The organism is Rhodospirillum centenum SW (assembly GCF_000016185.1).
In the GTDB taxonomy this organism is placed as follows: domain Bacteria; phylum Pseudomonadota; class Alphaproteobacteria; order Azospirillales; family Azospirillaceae; genus Rhodocista; species Rhodocista centena.
The window spans coordinates 1,540,468-1,558,161 of sequence record NC_011420.2; the positions used below are offsets into that span (position 1 = coordinate 1,540,468).

20 protein-coding genes are annotated in these 17,694 nt (G+C 68.0%); 5 read left to right on the forward strand and 15 right to left on the reverse strand.

All coding sequences use genetic code 11. The features are described 5' to 3' along the window. Positions 1 to 44 precede the first annotated feature (44 nt). The 6 genes from acpS to folK all read right to left on the reverse strand — a co-directional run bounded on the left by acpS (position 45) and on the right by folK (position 5,206). Positions 45 to 470 carry a holo-ACP synthase gene (acpS, locus tag RC1_RS07150; RefSeq protein ID WP_012566686.1) on the reverse strand — a complete coding sequence of 142 codons (426 nt, stop codon included), beginning with the start codon at positions 468 to 470 and terminating at the stop codon, positions 45 to 47. Next, positions 467 to 1,216: a pyridoxine 5'-phosphate synthase gene (locus tag RC1_RS07155; RefSeq protein ID WP_012566687.1), complete on the reverse strand. Its 750-nt coding sequence runs from the start codon at positions 1,214 to 1,216 to the stop codon at positions 467 to 469. Before RC1_RS07155 ends, acpS begins: the two co-directional genes overlap by 4 nt. Further along, positions 1,213 to 1,797, reverse strand: a complete 585-nt coding sequence (locus RC1_RS19995; RefSeq protein WP_012566688.1) for a DUF2062 domain-containing protein — start codon at positions 1,795 to 1,797, stop codon at positions 1,213 to 1,215. The genes RC1_RS07155 and RC1_RS19995 overlap by 4 nt, the downstream gene beginning before the upstream one ends. Before the next feature lie 35 nt (positions 1,798 to 1,832). Next, entirely contained in the window at positions 1,833 to 4,034 is a 2,202-nt protein-coding gene (locus RC1_RS07165) for a RelA/SpoT family protein (RefSeq protein WP_012566689.1), read from the reverse strand. Positions 4,035 to 4,152: 118 nt separating this feature from the next. Further along, positions 4,153 to 4,581 (reverse strand): DNA-directed RNA polymerase subunit omega, encoded by a 429-nt coding sequence (gene rpoZ / locus RC1_RS07170; protein ID WP_012566690.1) that lies wholly within the window; start codon positions 4,579 to 4,581, stop codon positions 4,153 to 4,155. A gap of 85 nt (positions 4,582 to 4,666) precedes the next feature. Further along, positions 4,667 to 5,206: a 2-amino-4-hydroxy-6-hydroxymethyldihydropteridine diphosphokinase gene (folK, locus tag RC1_RS07175; protein ID WP_012566691.1), complete on the reverse strand. Its 540-nt coding sequence runs from the start codon at positions 5,204 to 5,206 to the stop codon at positions 4,667 to 4,669. 151 nt (positions 5,207 to 5,357) lie between these two features. Here folK and RC1_RS07180 point away from each other — a divergent pair, with 151 nt between their 5' ends. Together RC1_RS07180 and RC1_RS07185 are read left to right on the forward strand one after the other, a co-directional pair. Continuing rightward, positions 5,358 to 6,059 (forward strand): LabA-like NYN domain-containing protein, encoded by a 702-nt coding sequence (locus RC1_RS07180; protein WP_012566692.1) that lies wholly within the window; start codon positions 5,358 to 5,360, stop codon positions 6,057 to 6,059. A gap of 5 nt (positions 6,060 to 6,064) precedes the next feature. Further along, positions 6,065 to 6,724, forward strand: coding sequence for a uracil-DNA glycosylase (locus tag RC1_RS07185; protein ID WP_012566693.1), 660 nt, complete (start codon positions 6,065 to 6,067; stop codon positions 6,722 to 6,724). A gap of 15 nt (positions 6,725 to 6,739) precedes the next feature. Here RC1_RS07185 and RC1_RS07190 read toward each other — a convergent pair whose 3' ends face one another. The 3 genes from RC1_RS07190 to dapA form a co-directional block, all read right to left on the reverse strand. Then, entirely contained in the window at positions 6,740 to 7,207 is a 468-nt protein-coding gene (locus RC1_RS07190; RefSeq protein WP_012566694.1) for a DUF1036 domain-containing protein, read from the reverse strand. Positions 7,208 to 7,299: 92 nt separating this feature from the next. After that, complete coding sequence (smpB, locus tag RC1_RS07195; protein ID WP_012566695.1) at positions 7,300 to 7,776, reverse strand: SsrA-binding protein SmpB; 477 nt, start codon at positions 7,774 to 7,776, stop codon at positions 7,300 to 7,302. A 25-nt stretch (positions 7,777 to 7,801) separates the two neighbouring features. Then, positions 7,802 to 8,677 carry a 4-hydroxy-tetrahydrodipicolinate synthase gene (dapA, locus tag RC1_RS07200; RefSeq protein WP_012566696.1) on the reverse strand — a complete coding sequence of 292 codons (876 nt, stop codon included), beginning with the start codon at positions 8,675 to 8,677 and terminating at the stop codon, positions 7,802 to 7,804. A gap of 51 nt (positions 8,678 to 8,728) precedes the next feature. Between dapA and RC1_RS07205 the strand changes: the two genes are divergently transcribed. Then, positions 8,729 to 10,720 carry a lytic transglycosylase domain-containing protein gene (locus tag RC1_RS07205; protein ID WP_012566697.1) on the forward strand — a complete coding sequence of 664 codons (1,992 nt, stop codon included), beginning with the start codon at positions 8,729 to 8,731 and terminating at the stop codon, positions 10,718 to 10,720. 303 nt (positions 10,721 to 11,023) lie between these two features. Beyond that, complete coding sequence (locus RC1_RS07210) at positions 11,024 to 11,254, forward strand: hypothetical protein (protein WP_012566698.1); 231 nt, start codon at positions 11,024 to 11,026, stop codon at positions 11,252 to 11,254. 20 nt (positions 11,255 to 11,274) lie between these two features. On the opposite strand, the gene RC1_RS22485 is transcribed toward RC1_RS07210, so the two are convergent. From RC1_RS22485 to RC1_RS07225, 3 genes are all read right to left on the reverse strand, one after another. Continuing rightward, the gene (locus RC1_RS22485) at positions 11,275 to 11,775 is read right to left on the reverse strand and encodes a DUF2934 domain-containing protein (protein WP_012566699.1); all 501 of its coding nucleotides are present in this window, start codon (positions 11,773 to 11,775) and stop codon (positions 11,275 to 11,277) included. A 115-nt stretch (positions 11,776 to 11,890) separates the two neighbouring features. After that, the gene (locus tag RC1_RS07220; protein WP_336884704.1) at positions 11,891 to 12,691 is read right to left on the reverse strand and encodes a DUF6065 family protein; all 801 of its coding nucleotides are present in this window, start codon (positions 12,689 to 12,691) and stop codon (positions 11,891 to 11,893) included. A gap of 32 nt (positions 12,692 to 12,723) precedes the next feature. Further along, entirely contained in the window at positions 12,724 to 13,641 is a 918-nt protein-coding gene (locus RC1_RS07225) for a DMT family transporter (protein WP_012566701.1), read from the reverse strand. Positions 13,642 to 13,989: 348 nt separating this feature from the next. On the opposite strand from RC1_RS07225, the gene RC1_RS07230 reads away from it, so the two are divergent. Beyond that, positions 13,990 to 14,688, forward strand: coding sequence for a helix-turn-helix domain-containing protein (locus tag RC1_RS07230; protein ID WP_012566702.1), 699 nt, complete (start codon positions 13,990 to 13,992; stop codon positions 14,686 to 14,688). 32 nt (positions 14,689 to 14,720) lie between these two features. Here the strand turns inward: RC1_RS07230 and RC1_RS07235 are convergent, their stop codons facing one another. From RC1_RS07235 to RC1_RS07245, 3 genes are all read right to left on the reverse strand, one after another. After that, positions 14,721 to 16,013, reverse strand: a complete 1,293-nt coding sequence (locus tag RC1_RS07235) for an amino acid permease (protein ID WP_234703842.1) — start codon at positions 16,011 to 16,013, stop codon at positions 14,721 to 14,723. Positions 16,014 to 16,070: 57 nt separating this feature from the next. Beyond that, positions 16,071 to 16,925: an SAM-dependent methyltransferase gene (locus RC1_RS07240; protein WP_012566704.1), complete on the reverse strand. Its 855-nt coding sequence runs from the start codon at positions 16,923 to 16,925 to the stop codon at positions 16,071 to 16,073. Positions 16,926 to 17,355: 430 nt separating this feature from the next. Further along, positions 17,356 to 17,535, reverse strand: coding sequence for a hypothetical protein (locus RC1_RS07245; protein ID WP_012566705.1), 180 nt, complete (start codon positions 17,533 to 17,535; stop codon positions 17,356 to 17,358). Between the last annotated feature and the right edge of the window lie 159 nt (positions 17,536 to 17,694).

The window sequence follows — 17,694 nt, forward strand, 5'->3', positions numbered from 1 at the left end:
CAATCGCCTTTTCCGCCGCCGGGGGCCGCGTCAGGGCACGGCGGTCAGGGCTGCGGAGCGGGCACGGCGGAGATCAGGACGATGGCCTGGGCGATCGGCAGCTCGTCCGTCAGGGTCAGGTGAATCTCCGCAACCATGCCGGGCGGGGTGATCTGCCGCAGGCGCTCCAGCGCCCCGCCGGTCAGTGCCAGGGTGGGGCGCCCGCCCGGCAGGTTCACCACCCCCATGTCACGCCAGTAGACGCCCTTGTTCAGACCCGTCCCCAGCGCCTTGGCGCAGGCCTCCTTGGCGGCGAAACGCTTGGCATAGGTGGCGGCCCGCGGGCTGTGCGGCCCGGCAGCGGAGCGTCGCTCCGCCCGGCGCCGCTCGGCCTCGGTGAAGACGCGGTCCAGGAAGCGATCACCGAACCGCTCGATGGTCCGCTCGATGCGGCGGACATCCACAAGGTCGTTGCCGATGCCCAGGATCATGCCGCGGCCCCGGCCGCACGGCCGGCATCCATCAGCTCCCGCATCCGGCGGATCGAGGCCTCGAAGCCGACGAACACGGCCTCGCCCACCAGATAGTGGCCGATGTTCAGCTCCACCACCGTGGGGATGGCAGCGACCGGGCCGACATTGTCGTAGGTCAGGCCGTGTCCGGCATGGCACTCCAGACCGATGGCCTCGGCATGGGCCGCGGCAGCGCGGAGCCGGTCCAGTTCCGCCGCCCGGGCCGCGCCGTCCTCCGCATCGCCGTAGGCGCCGGTGTGCAGTTCCACGACCGGGGCGCCGATATCCCGCGCGGCGTCGAGCTGGGCCGGGTCGGGGGCGACGAACAGGGAGACGCGCACACCGGCCGCCCCCAGTTCCTGGGCGAAGCGGCGCAGGTGCCCGCGCTGGCCGACCACGTCCAGCCCGCCCTCGGTCGTGCGCTCCTGACGGCGCTCGGGCACGATGCAGCAGGCGTGCGGACGGTGGCGCAGGGCGATGGCGAGCATCTCCTCCGTCGCCGCCATCTCCAGATTCAGGGGCAGGCCGATGCTGCCCATCAGCCGCTCGATGTCGCTGTCGGTGATATGCCGCCGATCCTCGCGCAGATGCGCGGTGATCCCGTCGGCCCCGGCGGCGGCGGCCAGCGCCGCAGCCCGGAGCGGGTCCGGATGCGGGCCGCCGCGGGCGTTCCGGATCGTCGCCACATGGTCGATGTTGACGCCCAGCCTGAGATACCTGCTCACGTCCCACCCTCCGACTCGTTGCCGCCGGTCCCGTCGCCGGGGACGGGATCGGCGGCCGGCGGCACGCGCCGCCTGGACAGCCGCCGCTGCTGGTACATCGCCACCAGGGGCTTGGCAACGGCATAGGCCAGCCCCCAGACGAAGACCCCCATGAGGAAACCGCCGATCGACATGGGCAGCAGCACCTGGACCGGATTGGCGATGAGGAAGTCCATCGTCAACTGCTCGGCCGTGTCGTGCCCGGGCGTGCGCCCCAGCAGGTCGCAGCCGATGCGGTAACTGACGTACCAGATGGCCGGGAAGGTCCAGGGATTGCCCAGGGCCGTGCCGATGGCCGCCGCCAGCATGCTGCCCCGGACCACCCAGGCGAGGCCGAAGCCCAGCAGGAAATGCAGGCCCACGAAGGGCGTCATGGAGACAGCCGCCCCGCTGGCGAAGCCTGCGGCGATGCGGTGCGGCGGGCCCGGCAGGCGGCCGACGCGGTGCCCCAGATACAGCAGGGCACGCCGCCAGCCCATCCGCGGCCAGAGGAAATCCCGCACCCGCTGGCGCAGGGTGAACTTGTGTCGGCGCTTGAACATTCCGGCGGTTCCTCCCGCCCCGACTAACGCGCCGGTCAGCGGCTTCTTGCACGCTCGACGGAATTGATGACCGGCATGGCCCGCAGCGCTGCCATGATGTTGGTCAGATGCTTGACATCATGCACGTCGATGTCGATCAGCATCTCGAAGAAATCCGGTGACCGGCTGGTGAACTTCAGGTTCGTGATGTTGCCGCCGTTCTTGCCGATGACGGTGGTGAGCGTGCCCAGCGCCCCGGGCTCGTTGGCGACGACGACGGAGATGCGGCCGACCGCATCCTCCATCCCCTCGGCCTCCGGGTCCCAGGCCACGTCGATCCAGCGCTCGGGACTCTCGTGGAAGCTCTCCAGCGTCTCGCAGTCGATCGTGTGGATCGTGACGCCCTTTCCGGTGGTGACGATGCCGACGATGCGGTCGCCCGGCAGCGGGTGGCAGCAACGGGCGTAGTGGACCGCCATCCCCGGGATCAGGCCGCGGATCGGCAGCGGCGCGCTGCTGCTCCGCTTGGGCTTCGCCTTGGCCTGCGGAACGATCTTGTCCTCCGGCGCGACCTGCTGCTGGGTGCGGTGGCCGGGGAAGATCGTGTTGAAGACGTCGCGCGCCCCGGTCTGGGCGGCGCCGATGGCGGCCAGCAGGTCCTCCGACGTCGGCTGCTGGAAGATCTTGATGACCCCGTCCAGCGCCTTGTCGGAATATTCGTAGCCTTCCTGCTTGAAGATGCGTTCCAGCAGGCCGCGGCCCAGCTTGATGTGCTCTCCCCGCTGCTGGGTCCGGATGAAGCGGCGGATGCGGGCCCGCGCCTTGCCGGTGACGACGAAGTTCTCCCAGTCCGTGGACGGCGTGGAGTTCTTCGAGGTCAGGATCTCCACCTGGTCGCCGTTCTGGAGCGGCGTCCGCAGGGGCAGCATGCGCCCGTTGACCTTGGCGCCGACGCAGGTATCGCCCACCACCGAATGGACGGCATAGGCGAAGTCCACCGCCGTGGCACCGCGCGGCAGGGCGATCAGATCGCCCTTGGGCGTGAAGCAGAAGACCTGGTCCTGGAACAGTTCCAGCTTGGTGTGCTCAAGGAACTCCTCCGGCCGGACGGCATGCTCCAGGATGTCCAGCAGTTCGCGCAGCCAGCGGTACTGCCGTCCCTCGGTCGTGCGCGGCCGGCCCTCCTTGTAGGCCCAGTGCGCGGCGACGCCGACATCCGCCACCTCGTGCATCTCGTCGGTGCGGATCTGCACCTCGATGCGGTGCTTCTCCGGCCCGATGACGGTGGTGTGGATGGAGCGGTAGCCGTTCGGCTTCGGGGTGGAGATGTAGTCCTTGAACCGGCCGGGAACGACCGGGTACTTGGCATGGATGACGCCCAGCGCCTGATAGCAGTGCTCGACCGTGTCCACGACGATGCGGAAGGCCATGACGTCGGAGAGCTGCTCGAACGCCACGTTCTTGCGCTGCATCTTGCGCCAGATGGAATAGGGCGCCTTGCGTCGGCCGGAAACGGTGGCGGTTTGCAGGCCGGCGCTGTGGACCGTTTCCTCAAGCTCCTTGATGATGCGATCAACGCCGCCCGCCCCGTCCTCCTCCAGCCGTTCCAGCCGGCCGCGGATGGAGGCGAAGGCTTCCGGGTTCAGTTCCTGGAAGGCCAGCTCCTCCAGCTCGTCCTTCCAGCGCTGGATGCCGATACGCTCGGCCAGCGGTGCATAGATCTCGATGGTCTCGCGGGCGATGCGGCGGCGCTTGTCCGGATTCTTGATGTAGTGGAGCGTCTGCATGTTGTGCAGACGGTCCGCCAGCTTGACCAGCAGGACCCGGATGTCCTCCGACATCGCCAGCACCAGCTTGCGGAAGTTCTCCGCCTGCTTCTGCTGGTCGGACTGCGGCGTGCCGGTGTGTTGCAGCTCGATGCGGGACAGCTTGGTGACGCCATCCACCAGCCGCGCCACGTCCGGGCCGAAGGCGCGCTGGATCTCCTGCAACGAGGTGAGCGTGTCTTCGACCGTATCGTGCAGCAGCGCCGTGATGATGGAGGCGGTGTCGAGCTTCAGCTCGGTCAGCAGGTAGGCGACCCAGATCGGGTGGGTGAAATAGGGGTCGCCGCTGGCACGGGTCTGGGACCCGTGCGCCTTGATCGTGAAGACGTAGGCCTTGTTGAGGGCGTCCTCGTCCGCGTCGGGATCGTAGGACTTGACGCGCTCGACAAGTTCGTACTGGCGGATGATGGGCTGGGCGGATGGCCGGTTCATCGGGGCGGGTCGTCAGGTCCGTTCGCTGAGGACGGGCCGCCCGATGCGGCCCGCCGGTCCCGAAGCGGGGCTCAGCCCGCCATCCCTTCGCCCGTTCGGCACGATGCTGCCCGCCCGATCAGATCTTGTCCTCGTCAGCCAGGTCCGCCAGCGGGACGTCCATCTCGGAGAAGTCCGGCTCGGCCCCGGCAGCGGCCCCCTCGCCCTCGTCATCCAGCAGTTCGGACGCGTCGCCGCCTTCGTCGCCGCCGGCCTCCGGAACCGACCAGGCGTTCTCGCCGGCCATCAGCTCGACGATCTCCTCCTCGGGCTCGTCCTGCTCGGGAACGCGCTGGTGCCCCTTGATCAGGGAGTTGCGCAGCGTCTCCAGGGTCACGGTCTCGTCGGCGATCTCCCGCAGGGCGACGACCGGGTTCTTGTCGTTGTCGCGGTCGACGGACAGGGGCGAGCCGGCCGCGATGTCGCGCGCCCGCTGGGCCGCCATCATCACGAGTTCGAACCGGTTCGGAACCTTCTCGACGCAATCTTCGACCGTTACGCGGGCCATGCCTGGAACTCTCCCAAAACCATGTAAGCCTCCCTATATACGGCCCATGCTCCCGGGAGGCAAGGCAGCCTGCGCGGGCCAGCCATCATACATCCGCGATCCTGCCATCCACGATCCTGCCATCCACGATCCTGGCATCCGGGATACTGCGGGCGTCCTGGCCGGGGGGCAGGTCGGCGATCAGCTCATCCACCCGCCGCCCGGACACCGGATGCACCCAGCCGGGCGCCAGTTCTGCCAGGGGCAGCAGGACGAAGGCCCGGAGATGCATACGAGGGTGTGGTAACATGGGCGCATCGTCGCGGCGCTGCCCGTCATGATCCAGCAGGTCGAGGTCGAGCACCCGGGCCTCGTTCACCACCTGGCGCACACGGCCGAACTCCGCTTCCACCGCATGCAGGACCGACAGGATGCCGTCGGGGCCGAGCGGGCTCTCCACCTGCGCCACGGCGTTGACGAACCAGGGCTGGTCCGACACCGGCACAGGCGCCGTCTCATACCAGCGGGACCGCGCGACGACCCTCAGCCCGCGGCGTTCCAGGGCGGCGAGCGCGGCCGTGCAGACGGCGAGCGGGCCACCGATGCCGGGCACGGCGAGGTTCGATCCCAGACCGATCAGGATCATGCCCCGCACTCCCGCAAGGCCATGCGCAGCCTTGCCCCCCCGACCGGACCTGTCATATTGCTGGGGCGGAAATTTCTCGTCTCCGACCTCCAATGGCGAGAATTCCGCGCCATAATCATCGTATTGCCCCCGGCCATTGAGGCTTTGAAGCATGGATCGAAAGATATTCTATCAGGAAGAGCGGCTGGCGATGTTCATCGACGGCGCCAACCTTTACGCCGCAGCCCGGTCTCTGGGCTTCGACATTGACTACAAGAGGTTGCTTGAGCTGTTCGCCGGGCGCGGCCGGCTGGTGCGCGCCTTCTACTACACGGCCCTGGTCGAAGACCAGGAGTATTCACCGATCCGCCCCCTGGTCGACTGGCTCGACTACAACGGCTACACGATGGTGACGAAGCCGACCAAGGAGTACACGGACGCGTCGGGGCGGCGCAAGATCAAGGGAAACATGGACATCGAGCTGGCCATCGACGTGATGGAGATGGCCGAGCATGTGGACCATATCCTGCTGTTCTCCGGCGATGGCGACTTCCGCCGGCTGGTGGAGGCGGTCCAGCGCAAGGGCGTGCGCGTGACGGTGATCAGCACGGTCCGCTCCACCCCGCCGATGGTGGCGGACGAGCTGCGCCGGCAGGCCGACAATTTCCTGGAGCTGCAGGATCTCTCGCCGAACATCATGCGCACCCACTCGCCCCGGTTCCAGAACCAGGGCGGGCCGCAGCAGGGCGGCGATCCCGGACTCCGCGACATGGGCGGCAGGGACATGAGTGGCAGGGACTTCGGCGGGCGCGACATGGGGGGACGCGATATCGGCCCGCGCGACCTGGACGAGGACGAAGAGCCGCTGGACTGACCGGCATGGTTCCGACACCGACCGGCGTCCGGCTGCAACCGGACGCCGACTGTCCGCTCTGCCCGCGCCTTGCCGCGTTCAGGCAGGACAACCGCGCCCGCTTCCCTGACCATGCCAACGCGCCGGTGCCGTCCTTCGGGCCGGCCTCGGCTCGGCTGCTGATCGTCGGGCTGGCGCCCGGCCTGCACGGGGCGAACCGGACCGGCCGGCCCTTCACCGGGGACTATGCCGGCGACCTGCTGTACGAGACCCTGGCCCTGTTCGGATTCGCCCGCGGCCGCTACGACCGCCGTCCGGACGACGGTCTGGAACTGGTGGACTGCCGGATCGTCAACAGCGCGCGCTGTGTGCCGCCGGAGAACAAGCCGACTCCGGCGGAGGTCGCCACCTGCCGCCGTTTCCTGATCGACGAGCTTGAACACCTGCCGGACCTGCGCGCCGTGGTGGCCCTGGGGACCGTCGCCCATGCCAGCACCGTGACCGCGCTGGGCGGGCGGGCGTCCCGCTTTCCCTTCGCCCATGGCGCCCGGCACGAGGTGAGGCCGGGGGTGGCGCTGTTCGACAGCTATCACTGCTCCCGCTACAACACCAACACGGGCCGCCTGACGCCGGAGATGTTCCACACCGTCTTCAAGGCCGTGCGCGACCTGCTCGACGCGGCCTGACGGAGCCGGCCGGAATCAGTCCGTCAGGTTGTGGGTCATGGAGCTGGCGCCGTCGGTGGACAGCAGGAAGAAGCCGGCGGTGCGGTGGCCCCGTGCCTCGCAGTCGGTGTCACCCCCGATCTCGAAGTCCTTGCCGTCAACGCAGAACGGAAAATCGCCGCCCCAGCCGGTGCCCGGCTCCTCCGGCTCGGCGCGGAGATAGTATTCGAGCAGCTTGAGGTCGGTATCGAGCAGGGCACGGCATTCGCCGGGGGCGATGTGCCACCAGCCGCGGGAGCGCCAGCCGTCCCCCTCCTCCACGCCCAGCGCCACCTTGACCGGCTCCGACACCCGGTTGCAGACCGTCAGGCGCGCATCCGCCACCGACACCCAGACCAGGGACGCCATGGCAGCGACCGCCGCCGTCAGGCCGGCTGTCTTCCTGCCCGCGGTCTTGTTGCCCGTGGTTTTCTTGCCCGTGGTTTTCTTGATCGCGTTCCGCATGATCCATCCCCGCGGAATACCTCCTTCGAGGATAGACAAAGGCCGGGAGGCAGGAAAGCTCCGCACCGTCGCGGAGCCGCCCTGCGCAAACGTCAACCCTTCGCCCGCATCAGGCGGGCCTTGTCCCGCTGCCAGTCGCGCGCCTTCTCGGTCTCGCGCTTGTCGCCCTTCTTCTTGCCCTTGGCGATCCCGAGTTCCACCTTCGCCAGCCCGCGGTCGTTGAAATAGATCGACAGCGGAACCAGCGTCATGCCCTCGCGCTGGATGGAGGCGAACAGGCGTCCGAGCTGGCGGCTACGCACCAGCAGCTTGCGGGGCCGCCGCACCTCATGCTGGAAGAACTGTCCCGCGAGCTGGTACTCGGGGATGTAGGCGTTGAACAGGAACAGTTCGCCGTTCTGCTCGCCGGCATAGGATTCGTTGATGCTGGCACGACCACTGCGGAGGCTCTTCACCTCCGTTCCGGCCAGCACGATTCCCGCCTCCAGCGTGTCCTCGATGAAGTAGTCGAACCGTGCCCGTCGGTTCTGCGCGGCGATCCTGCCGGGCGCGGAATCTGCACGAGCCATGGACTTGGAGCCTTTTCTTAAGGTATCAGGTCAACAATCCGGTCTTCACCAGGGCCGCCCGCACGACATCGCGGGTGGCCTGGGTCGGGGGCACCATGGGCAGCCGCATGTCCTCGGCACACTTGCCGAGAAGGCTGGCCGCATACTTCACCGGACCAGGGCTGGTTTCGACGAAGAGGGCATGATGCAGCGGCATCAGCAGGTCGCGGACCCGCGCCATTTCAGCAAGGTCACCCCGCGCCCAGGCATCCTGCATCCGGGCGCAGAGGCCCGGGGCGACGTTCGCCGTGACGGAGATGCAGCCGACGCCGCCCTGCGCCAGGAAGGCGGTGGCGGTGGCATCCTCGCCGGAAAGCTGGCAGAAATCGGGTCCGATCTCGATGCGGGTCCGCAGCGGCCGCACCAGATCGCCGGTGGCATCCTTGACGCCGACGATGTTCGGCAGCTTCGCCAGCCGCGCCATGGTCGCCACACTCATGTCCACGACGCTGCGGCCGGGAATGTTGTAGATGACGATGGGCAGATCGACGGCATCGTGGATGGCCTTGTAATGCGCGTACAGACCTTCCTGCGTGGGCTTGTTGTAGTAGGGCGTGACGACCAGAGCCGCCGTCGCGCCGGCCTCCTTGGCAAAGCGCGTGAGGCTGATCGCCTCTTCCGTGGAGTTGGAGCCGGTGCCGGCGATGACCGGCACGCGCCCGCGCGAAACCTCGACGCAGAGCTGGATGACCCGGCGATGTTCCTCGTGCGACAGCGTGGTGGACTCGCCGGTGGTGCCCACGGGAACCAGTCCATGGGTACCTTCCGCGATCTGCCATTCGACGAAATCCTGGAAGGCGCGCTCGTCGATACCGCCGTTCCTGAACGGCGTGATCAGAGCGACGATCGACCCCCTGAACATCCTGATCTCCCTGGACCCTCGGAATTGAAGCGCGGCACCTTACAAGCCCCCATGGGGCGAAACAAGCGCGGCCTGCGGGCCGCCCTCGCGGCCCTGACGCTCGCGGCCGCCCTCTCCTGGCCTGCCTTCTCGCCCGCCCGGGCCGAGCTGACCTCGGCCGACGTGCAGACCTACCGGCAGGCCTTCAAGGCAGCGGAACAGGGCCGTTTCGCGGAGGCGCGGCAGATCGCCGACCGGGCGCGAGAAGACCTTCCTGCCAAGGTCATCCGCTGGCTGGACCTGACCCGGCCGACGACGGACGCCGATTTCCGCACCCTGGCCGACTTCCTGGAGAAGAACCCGGACTGGCCGAACCAGGCTGCGCTGAAACGCAACGCCGAAGGCCGGATGCAGGGGCTCTCCGACAAGGAGGTGCTGTCCTGGTTCCGCAAGAACCCGCCGCTGACGACCGCCGGCTTCCTGCGTCATGTCGATGCGCTGCTGGCCACGGGCGACAGCGCCACCGCCACCCGTCTGGTCCGCGAGCGGTATGTGCAGGGCACCTTCGGAGCGGTGGAGGAACGCGATTACCGCAGGCGCTTCACCAGCATCCTGCGGCCCCAGGACCACTGGGCCCGGCTGGACCGGCTGCTCTGGGACGAGGACGAGGCCGGCGCCCAGCGGGTGATGCCGCTGGTGGACAAGGGGCGGCAGAACCTGGCGCTGGCCCGGCTCGCGCTCGCCGGCATGTCCGGCGGCGTCGACGGCGCGATCCGGCGGATTCCCAGCAATCTGGTGGACGATCCCGGCCTTGCCTATGAGCGTCTGCGCTGGCGGCGGCGCAAGGACATGGATGCGGGTGCGCTGGAAGCCCTGGCAAAGCCCCCGAAGGACCTGGGCCGGCCGGAGGCGTGGTGGACCGAGCGCCACATCATGGCCCGCCGCCTGATCGAGAAAGGACAGTACCAGCGCGCCTATCAGCTTGCCGTGGCGCACGGCACGACGGAGGGGCTGCCCTTCGCCCAGGCCGAGTTCCTGTCGGGCTGGCTGGCGCTGCGCTTCCTGAAGAAGCCGGATGTGGCGCTCCGGCATTTCGAAACCCTGTACCGGGGCGTCGGCACGCCGATCAGCAAGTCGCGCGGCGCCTACTGGGCCGGGCGCGCCGCACAGACCCTGGGCGATAAGGAGCGGGCGAAGACCTGGTTCCAGATCGCCGCGGCGCACGGCACCACCTTCTACGGCCTGCTGGCCGCGGACGAGCTGGGAATGCCGCCTGCCGCCGCCATTCCCAGGGCGCCGGAGATCACCGCGGAGCAGCGCGGCGCGTTCGAGAAGCGGGAACTGGTGCGCGTCGCCCGCATGATGGCCCGGATCCAGGGAAGCGATGGCTCCCTGACCGAGCTGTTCCTGCGCCGGATGGCCATCGTGGCCAAGAGCGACGCCGACTACAGCCTGACCGCCCGGCTGGCGGAGGATCTGGGGCGGCCCGATCTGGCGGTCACCACGGCACGCCAGGGGCTCCAGGACGGCTGGGCGGTGGTGGACGGGGGCTATCCGCTGCTCGACCGGAAGCTGGCGGCCCGGCCCGAACCGGCCCTGGTCCATGCCATCGTGCGCCAGGAGAGCACCTTCGACTCCGATGCCGTCAGCCCGGCCGGCGCCCGCGGCCTGATGCAGATGATGCCGGCCACGGCGCAGCATCTGGCGAAGCAGCTCGGCGTGAAGCACACGCACGAAAAGCTCACGGCGGACCCGGACTACAATGTCCGCCTGGGCAGCACCTACATGCTGGGGCTGCTGGAACGCTTCGGCGGCTCCTACGTGCTGGCCATCGCCGCCTACAATGCCGGGCAGGGACGCGTGGCCGGCTGGCTGCGGGATATCGGCGACCCGCGCAGCGGAAGCATGGACGTGGTGGACTGGATCGAGACGATCCCGATCTATGAGACCCGCAACTATGTGCAAAGGGTCATGGAGAACCTGCATGTCTACCGCACGCGACTGGGCGCGCCGCCCCTGTCCATGACGGACGACCTGAAACGGGGCAGCGCAGGAGCCGGATGACGGCCGGTCCCGGCTTCCATTGGCGCCTGTAATCCGGACGGATTAATCCGTCCGGCCTAGCTCTTTCGAAATTTCCATGAACGGCATCGACAATATTGAATCTTTCTACATTTCAGGTCTTCCATAGGAATGACCCAGAACGACTTAATTCAGATGCACACAACACACGCATCACCCCCTTTACCACTCCTTAACTGGCGATACGCGTAGATGGAGCGTGTTCCGAAGGCGGGATTATCTCCTGACCTGTCCAACCGCACCGACACATTCCTCCGGCAACCCTTCATCCAAGGAACGTCTTCCATGCGCGGTATCGCGATCGAGTCCGAGGTTCGCCACTCCTGCCGTGTCCATGCCCGCCTTCTGGATGCCTTCATCGAGATGACGCGGGAGGAGCTGGACCGGCACAGCCCCGGCTTCGTCGAAGAGAGCCTGCGGGAACTGCTGGAGACACTGCGGACCGAGCGTAAGCTCTACGGGTCGCTCGGGGCGATCATGCCGGTGGCCCACCACCCCATCGAGAACGCCGCCTGAGAGAAAGGCCGGCTGGCCGGTCAGGCCTCGGACTTGCGGCTGCGCGATGTGCGGCGGGTGCCGGTGGCGGCGCCCGCCATTTCGCTCTCAGGCGACGGAGAGCCGCCGTCCGATACCGGCCCGTCGTTCCCCTCGGCCGGCCGCATGGAACCGGCAGCCTCGCCGCTTCCGCCCCGGGACCGACCCGCACGCCGGGAGGCCGGAGCAGTTCCCCTCTCCGCAGCGCCCGGCTCCGGGGCATGAACCCCGGGCATCGTCGCCGGATCGGCCGACCGGCTTCCCCTGCCGCGACGGCGCGGGGTTTCTGCCGGGGACGGGGCTGCGTCCGTCGTGGCCGCTTCGCGGTCCTCACCCGGTTCCGGCACGGGCTCCAGGACGGATCCGGGCGTGGAGAATTCCGCCAGGGCCAGAAGCTCCTCGCGGGCCCGCGACCAGTGTTCCTCCTGCCGCCCGTCGGGCCGACCTTCGCGTTCCCAGATCTCGTAAGCCCGCTGGCTGATACGCTTCTCCAGATCGTCCATCGCCCTCTCCTTGCGGAATGACTGACTAACGGACCCACCGGCAGCGGGTTCCCGGGTCCGGTGCCACGAAACCCAAGGAATCCCTCACCTTGCCACCGCCCGGGGTCCCCGGTGCCTACGGGCTGTTCGCCGGTGTCCCCGGGAACGGCCGCAGCACCAGCTTCGTCCGATGATCCGGGATGCCGGGCGCTCCATCAGGGCGGCGCCCCCGGAAATAGGTCTTCTGCCACGCTTCCGCCTGGGCGCGCGAGCCTTCGACGGGCAGGTCCTGAAGGAAGCTGGTGCGTCCCTCGACCCAGGCACGGTGCAACCCGGCGACCTCGGGATCGCTCTCCAGCACGCGCATCTCCGGCTCCGTCGCCTCCACCAGGTCACGGTTCAGGGGGAAGAAGAAGCAGATCGGCTCCCCCTTCTCGAAGCGCACGGTCCAGTTCGGCCGGGTGAACTTCCAGTTCATGGTGAAGCTGTAGGGGGACCAGTCCGTCTCGATCACGCCCGACAGGGCCTGGATCGCATCTTTCGGCCGGTTCACCGGCCCTCCCACCCAGAGATTGATCCCGGGTTCGGTGCGCAACAGGCAATGGATGTGGAAGGTCAGCACCCCGACACCGAAATGGCTCAACGGCAAGGTGTCGGCCGGCGCGTCGGACTCGATCCGGATCGCGTCCTTGCGGTCGCCTCCCGACCAGACCGCGCTGAAGCCGGCTGGAGCGAGAACCTCCCAGCCATGGGTGTTGGCGATGTTCAGCGGCAGGCAGCGATAGGCGAACCTATCCACGGTTGCATCCATCCAGTCCCGGGCCAGAGGGGCTGGCCGGATATCCGGGACGAAACCCGAGGTCGGGTAGCAGATCAGTTTCACGGGATCGGCTCCACAGGCCCCCTCACGGGCGTCGGGACCCGTGCGAGCTGACACGCAATCACCATAGCGCAGAACGGAACCGCGCGTCAGCGGCTGCCCTGTCGCGCCAGCACGATCCCGGCCAGGATGACGATACCGCCCGCCACCTGCAGACCGCCGATCGCTTCGCCCAGCAGCACCGCCGCGAAGATCGCCGCCAGAAGGGGTTGCAACAGCAGCGAGACGGAGGTGAAGGCCACCGGCAGGTGCGCCATGGAATAGGCGATCAGGCTCTGCCCCCCGGCATGGCTGATCACGGCAAGGCCGAGCAGCACCAGCCAGCCGGTCGCCGTATGGGGCACCAGTACCGGCTCCGTGGCGAGCGCCAGCAGCAGCAGCGACAGGGCGCCGGCAACGGCACTCCAGACCATGATGGTGGCGGTGGAGAAGCGCATGCGCAGCCTCTCGACCGTGATCAGATAGCCGGCAAGGAACATGGCCGTCACCATGCCCAGTCCGTCGCCGACGACATGGTCGGGACCGATCTGCACACTCGCCCCGATCAGCAGGCCGGCGCCGGCCAGCGCACCCGTGAGGCCGAGCAGAAAGCGTGGACTGAACCGGCGGCGGAAGAACAGCCAGCCGACAAGCGTCACGAAGACCGGCGCCGAATTGGCAAACAACGTGGCATTCGCCACCGTCGTGTGCGTCAACGACCAGTGCCAGAAGGCGAGATCGCCGGCGAAGAACAAGCCTGCCGCGAACAGACCCGCCCAGTCGCGCAGGTTCCGTGGGCTTCCGGCTCCGCCGTTCCGCTTGATCTCGGCCACGCGCCACAACCCCAGAAGAGGAAGCGCCAGCGTCACACGCCAGAAGGCACTTGCGATGGGACCGATTTCGCTCAGTCTGAAGAAGATGGGGGAAAGAGCGATGGCCGCCGTGCCCAGAGCCAGCAACATGAGAGCACGGCGCTCCGCCCGGGCGAGCGGAGTCCCGCCGACATGCCCTTCAGCGACGCGCATCATGGTTCGTTCCGACACGATTGACCCTACCCTTGCGGCGTAACAGCAGTGCGTATTTCCGGCAACGGACCTTCATGCCGTCATCTTTCCCTGAGCAAGGGGATCTGATGGTGAATTTCGCTTCATAAGGTTACTCTTGGCAATTGTCTGGCATCCTGTCCAATGCCGTATTACACTGCACACACCTCAGTATGCGAATTCGGTCTGGAAGCCTTGCATTTCGTTGATGCAACCCCTTGCTTCAGCGGTTGTCTCCGGAAACCGTTATGCATACTCTAATAAAGAATGGTCCGCGGCGGCGCCGTGCCGCGCGTGGCACACCGCGCCAGTGATGGGCTTTGGAGAAGGTCTATGCCCAGAAGAACCAAGAATGCCGCCGTCGCCGCCCTGGAAAGCGTGATCGAAAGCCATGTCGCCAGTCGTATCCGGCTGCGTCGTGGCCTGCTGGGAATGAGCCAGTCCGATCTGGCCCGAACTCTAGGGATCACCTTCCAGCAGGTCCAGAAGTACGAGCGGGGCTCGAACAGAGTTTCCGTGGGCAAGCTCTACAGACTTGCCGAAATTCTTGATGTTCCCTTGACCTTCTTCTTCGACGGCCTGGACCTGCCGGACCTGAAGAAACCGCCGCAGACGACGACCGGCTTCGCGGAACAGCAGTCGCCCATTCTCTCCCGTCGGGAGCTGGATCTGCTCCGGGCCTGGAAGAACTCGCCGCCGGAAGTCTCCGACGCGGTGGCGTCGCTTCTGCGGGCCATCGCTCCCTATGTGGACGAGGACGCCGCGGACGCCGAGCGACCGGCCGACGATGATCTGCCCGCCCCTCTCGCCTCCGACGACGGGGATGAGGGAGAGGACGGGGACATGGGGGATGACGATGGGGATGAGGTCGGGAACGCCTCCCCCGCCCCGTCGCCCCGCCCGCGCGGTCGCAAGCCGGCCGTGGCGGTGACGGAGGACGCCGACAAGGGCGGCCGCCGCCGTCGGCGCAACGCCGTCTGGGACCCCTCGGACATCGAGAAAGCCAGCCGGGGGGCATCCCGCCGCCGCTGACGCGGTGGTCTTTTCCAGGGTACGGCCGGCGGTCAGGCCGGCGGCCGTACCGTCCGTGCGCCTTTCCCAGACGGCAGTCGCCGTGCCCAGACCAGGGCCGGCACGCCCGCCGCCAGCGCCAGGACACCGAACAGCGCCCCGATGCCGGTGTGGGCCAGGCTGGCGTGCAGCATGAACAGGCAGGCCAGACAGAAGGCGATCGGCGTCAGCGGGTAGAGCGGAACGCGGAACGCGGCCGGCAGCCGCATCGCCCGGAAGCGGAACAGGGCGAGCCCCGTCATCAGCAGGAACAGCCAGAACGCTGGCGCCGTGAACTCCACCATGGCGGCAAAACTGTCCCGTGCCGGCGTGCCCAGAACGATCAGCAGCAGCGCCACCATGCCCTGCACGAGCAGCGCCCCTCCCGGCGTGTCGCGCCCGCCGTCCCAGCGCCCCAGGAAGCCGAAGCGCGGATAGTCGCGCCCCAGGGCGTAGGAGGCGCGCGCGCCGGTGAAGATCGTGGCATTGACGGTGCTCAGGGTCGCCAGCGCGACCAGCAGGCCGACCACCTGCCCCGCCTGTCCTCCCAGCGTCTCCCCGGCAAGGTCGATGGCGACGGTGGATGCCCCCGCCAGCCGGTCGAGCCCGAGCACGGACACATAGGCGAGGTTGATCGTCAGATAGAGCGCCGCCACGGCGCCGATCCCGATGACCAGCACCCGCACCATGCCCCGGCGCACGTCGCGCAGCTCGCCTGCCAGATAGGCGGCCTCGTTCCAGCCGCCATAGGTCAGCAGCACGAAGATCATCGCCATGCCGGCCACCGTGGCACCACCGCCGGATGCGGCCGGGTCCGGTGGCGTCCCGCCGTACAGCAGGGCCGAGACCGCGAGCACCGCCGTCCCCAGCACCAGCGCGCCGGTCAGAACGGCCTGCGTCCGCGCCCCGGTCACGGCGCCGCGCAGGTTGACGACCGTCAGCAGGGTGACCGAAGCGGCCGCGTAGACCGAGGCGCCGAACGGCCCCAGCGGGGCCAGTTCCTGGGCATAGTCCCCGAAGACGAAGGCGACCGCCGCGATGGCGCCGGTCTGGATCACGGCCAGCCGACCCCAGGCGAACAGGAAGCCCACCGTGCCGCCCCAGGCCCGGGTCAGGATGCTGTATTCGCCGCCGGCATCGCTCTGCGTCGTCGCCAGCTCCGCGTAGCAGAGGGCACCGATTAAGGAGACCAGCGCCCCCGCCCCCCAGAGCAGAAGGAAGTCGGTGGCGCTGCCCGAACTGGCGGCCACCAGCGCCGGGGCCTTGAAGATGCCGACGCCGACGACGGTGCCGACGAGCAGAGCCACGCCGTCGGTCACCGAGAGCCGGCGCGCGGGCGCCGGCCCCTCCCCTGTCGCCACGCCTCAGCCGCCTGTCCGCTCGGCGGTCCAGGTGCCACCGCCCTCCACCGTCCCGCTCATGCGGTCGCCCTCGACCGTGCCGGTATAGGTGCGGGCCTCGCCGTCCCCCATCGCCAGGGTGAATCGGATGTCCTTGCCCTCCAGGCGGCCGCCGGTGAGCCGGGCCATGCCGGTGTCGGCCCGCACGGCCCCGTCGAACCGCTGATAGGTCTGGTCCAGCGTCAGGCGTGCGCCGCCGCCCTCGGAACGCAGGTCCCAGGTGCCGCTGACCTTGGCCGGCACCACCCAGCGGTAGAGGCGCTTGCCTTCCACCGTCCGCGTCTCGTCCGGCGTCCAGTCTCCCATGTCGAAGGCATGGGAGACGACCCGGGTGCCGGGCGCAAGCGTGTCGAGCACGACCGGCCGCAGCCGCAGATTGACCTGCGGCAGCAGATACATGGTCAGAACCGTGGCATCGGAGATGTCGGTCTTGAACAGGTCCTGGCGGACGAACTTCACCTTGTCGGTGACGCCGGCCCGCTCGGCGTTGGCGTTGCCCTCGGCGATGCGCTCGGGGTTCAGATCCACGCCCATGCCGGGCGTGCCGAATTTCCGGGCCGCGGTGACGACGATCCGGCCGTCGCCGGAGCCGAGGTCGATCAGATAGTCGCCGGAGCCGACCTGCGCCATTTCAAGCATGGCATCCACCACCGGCTGCGGCGTCGGCACGTAGGGGACGTCGTACTGGCCGGCGGCAGGCCGCAGCGGCAGCACGACCACGGAAGCGGCGACGGCTCCCGCCACGAAGGCAGCGGACAGGGGCCGACCGAGGGTCGGGCGGAGGGCCGGCAAGGCGGCCCGGCGGGACTGGATCGGCATCTGGCTCCCTCTTCGGCGCCGTTCCCGCGATGAGCGGCGGCGCCGCGCCGTCACGCCGCCCCGTCCGGCGGGCGATCCCCGCGGACCTCGGGAGGAAACAGGTGGAACCGCAGAGCGGCACGGCACCGCCCGCGACCGGAAGGGGAGCGTGCGGGCGTCAGAGGGAGTAAGCAGGTCGGTGGCTGCGTTTCCTTCGCCGGAAGGCTGAGGCCGTGACGGCGGCCATGACATAACGTCCGTATGCGAGATGCAATGGCTCCAGACTGACGATCAGGGAAACTGTCATAGCAGTTCCGAACACGCAGAAATAAAGACCTGGACTCCAAGAAAGAACTTCACCCCGTCCTGCGGTCAGAAAAAGAGACGGATCATGTATCCGCACAGCAATGCACCGATCCGACGAAATACAGTCCGCCAACGCCTTTTATATTCAAACGGCCAAATCCCCCATGAAAAACCGGGGAAACGAATCCTTCAGGAATACGGAATATTTCAGGACGGGCACGCGCCCGATCAGCATGACAAAGCTGGAAATGCTGTGCTTGCCGCGATCGCTGTGCTTGCCGCAATCATCGATGTGTGCGCCCATCCCCGCCCCCAGGAAAGCCACACGCATTTCCTGGAAGCCAAACCAAGGCGCCTCGGCAACAAAGCCTGAGACTGCCCAAGGGCAGCCGAACACAACCGAACAGGCTCGGACGATCTCTTACAGGGACGACCGTTCCAGATCGGGGCTGCGGTTCCGAAACCGGCTGGCTCTCGGTTCCCC

Bases quoted from the DNA above. Each gene is read 5' to 3' on its own strand.
- RC1_RS07185 (WP_012566693.1), top strand. From the start codon at position 6,065: ATGGTTCCGACACCGACCGGCGTCCGGCTGCAACCGGACGCCGACTGT.
- RC1_RS07205 (WP_012566697.1), top strand. From the start codon at position 8,729: ATGGGGCGAAACAAGCGCGGCCTGCGGGCCGCCCTCGCGGCCCTGACG.
- RC1_RS07230 (WP_012566702.1), top strand. From the start codon at position 13,990: ATGCCCAGAAGAACCAAGAATGCCGCCGTCGCCGCCCTGGAAAGCGTG.
- dapA (WP_012566696.1), bottom strand. From the start codon at position 8,677: ATGTTCAGGGGGTCGATCGTCGCTCTGATCACGCCGTTCAGGAACGGC.
- RC1_RS19995 (WP_012566688.1), bottom strand. From the start codon at position 1,797: ATGTTCAAGCGCCGACACAAGTTCACCCTGCGCCAGCGGGTGCGGGAT.
- RC1_RS07225 (WP_012566701.1), bottom strand. From the start codon at position 13,641: ATGATGCGCGTCGCTGAAGGGCATGTCGGCGGGACTCCGCTCGCCCGG.
- acpS (WP_012566686.1), bottom strand. From the start codon at position 470: ATGATCCTGGGCATCGGCAACGACCTTGTGGATGTCCGCCGCATCGAG.
- RC1_RS07190 (WP_012566694.1), bottom strand. From the start codon at position 7,207: ATGCGGAACGCGATCAAGAAAACCACGGGCAAGAAAACCACGGGCAAC.
- rpoZ (WP_012566690.1), bottom strand. From the start codon at position 4,581: ATGGCCCGCGTAACGGTCGAAGATTGCGTCGAGAAGGTTCCGAACCGG.
- RC1_RS22485 (WP_012566699.1), bottom strand. From the start codon at position 11,775: ATGGACGATCTGGAGAAGCGTATCAGCCAGCGGGCTTACGAGATCTGG.
- RC1_RS07240 (WP_012566704.1), bottom strand. From the start codon at position 16,925: ATGCCGATCCAGTCCCGCCGGGCCGCCTTGCCGGCCCTCCGCCCGACC.
- RC1_RS07210 (WP_012566698.1), top strand. From the start codon at position 11,024: ATGCGCGGTATCGCGATCGAGTCCGAGGTTCGCCACTCCTGCCGTGTC.
- RC1_RS07180 (WP_012566692.1), top strand. From the start codon at position 5,358: ATGGATCGAAAGATATTCTATCAGGAAGAGCGGCTGGCGATGTTCATC.
- folK (WP_012566691.1), bottom strand. From the start codon at position 5,206: ATGATCCTGATCGGTCTGGGATCGAACCTCGCCGTGCCCGGCATCGGT.
- smpB (WP_012566695.1), bottom strand. From the start codon at position 7,776: ATGGCTCGTGCAGATTCCGCGCCCGGCAGGATCGCCGCGCAGAACCGA.
- RC1_RS07165 (WP_012566689.1), bottom strand. From the start codon at position 4,034: ATGAACCGGCCATCCGCCCAGCCCATCATCCGCCAGTACGAACTTGTC.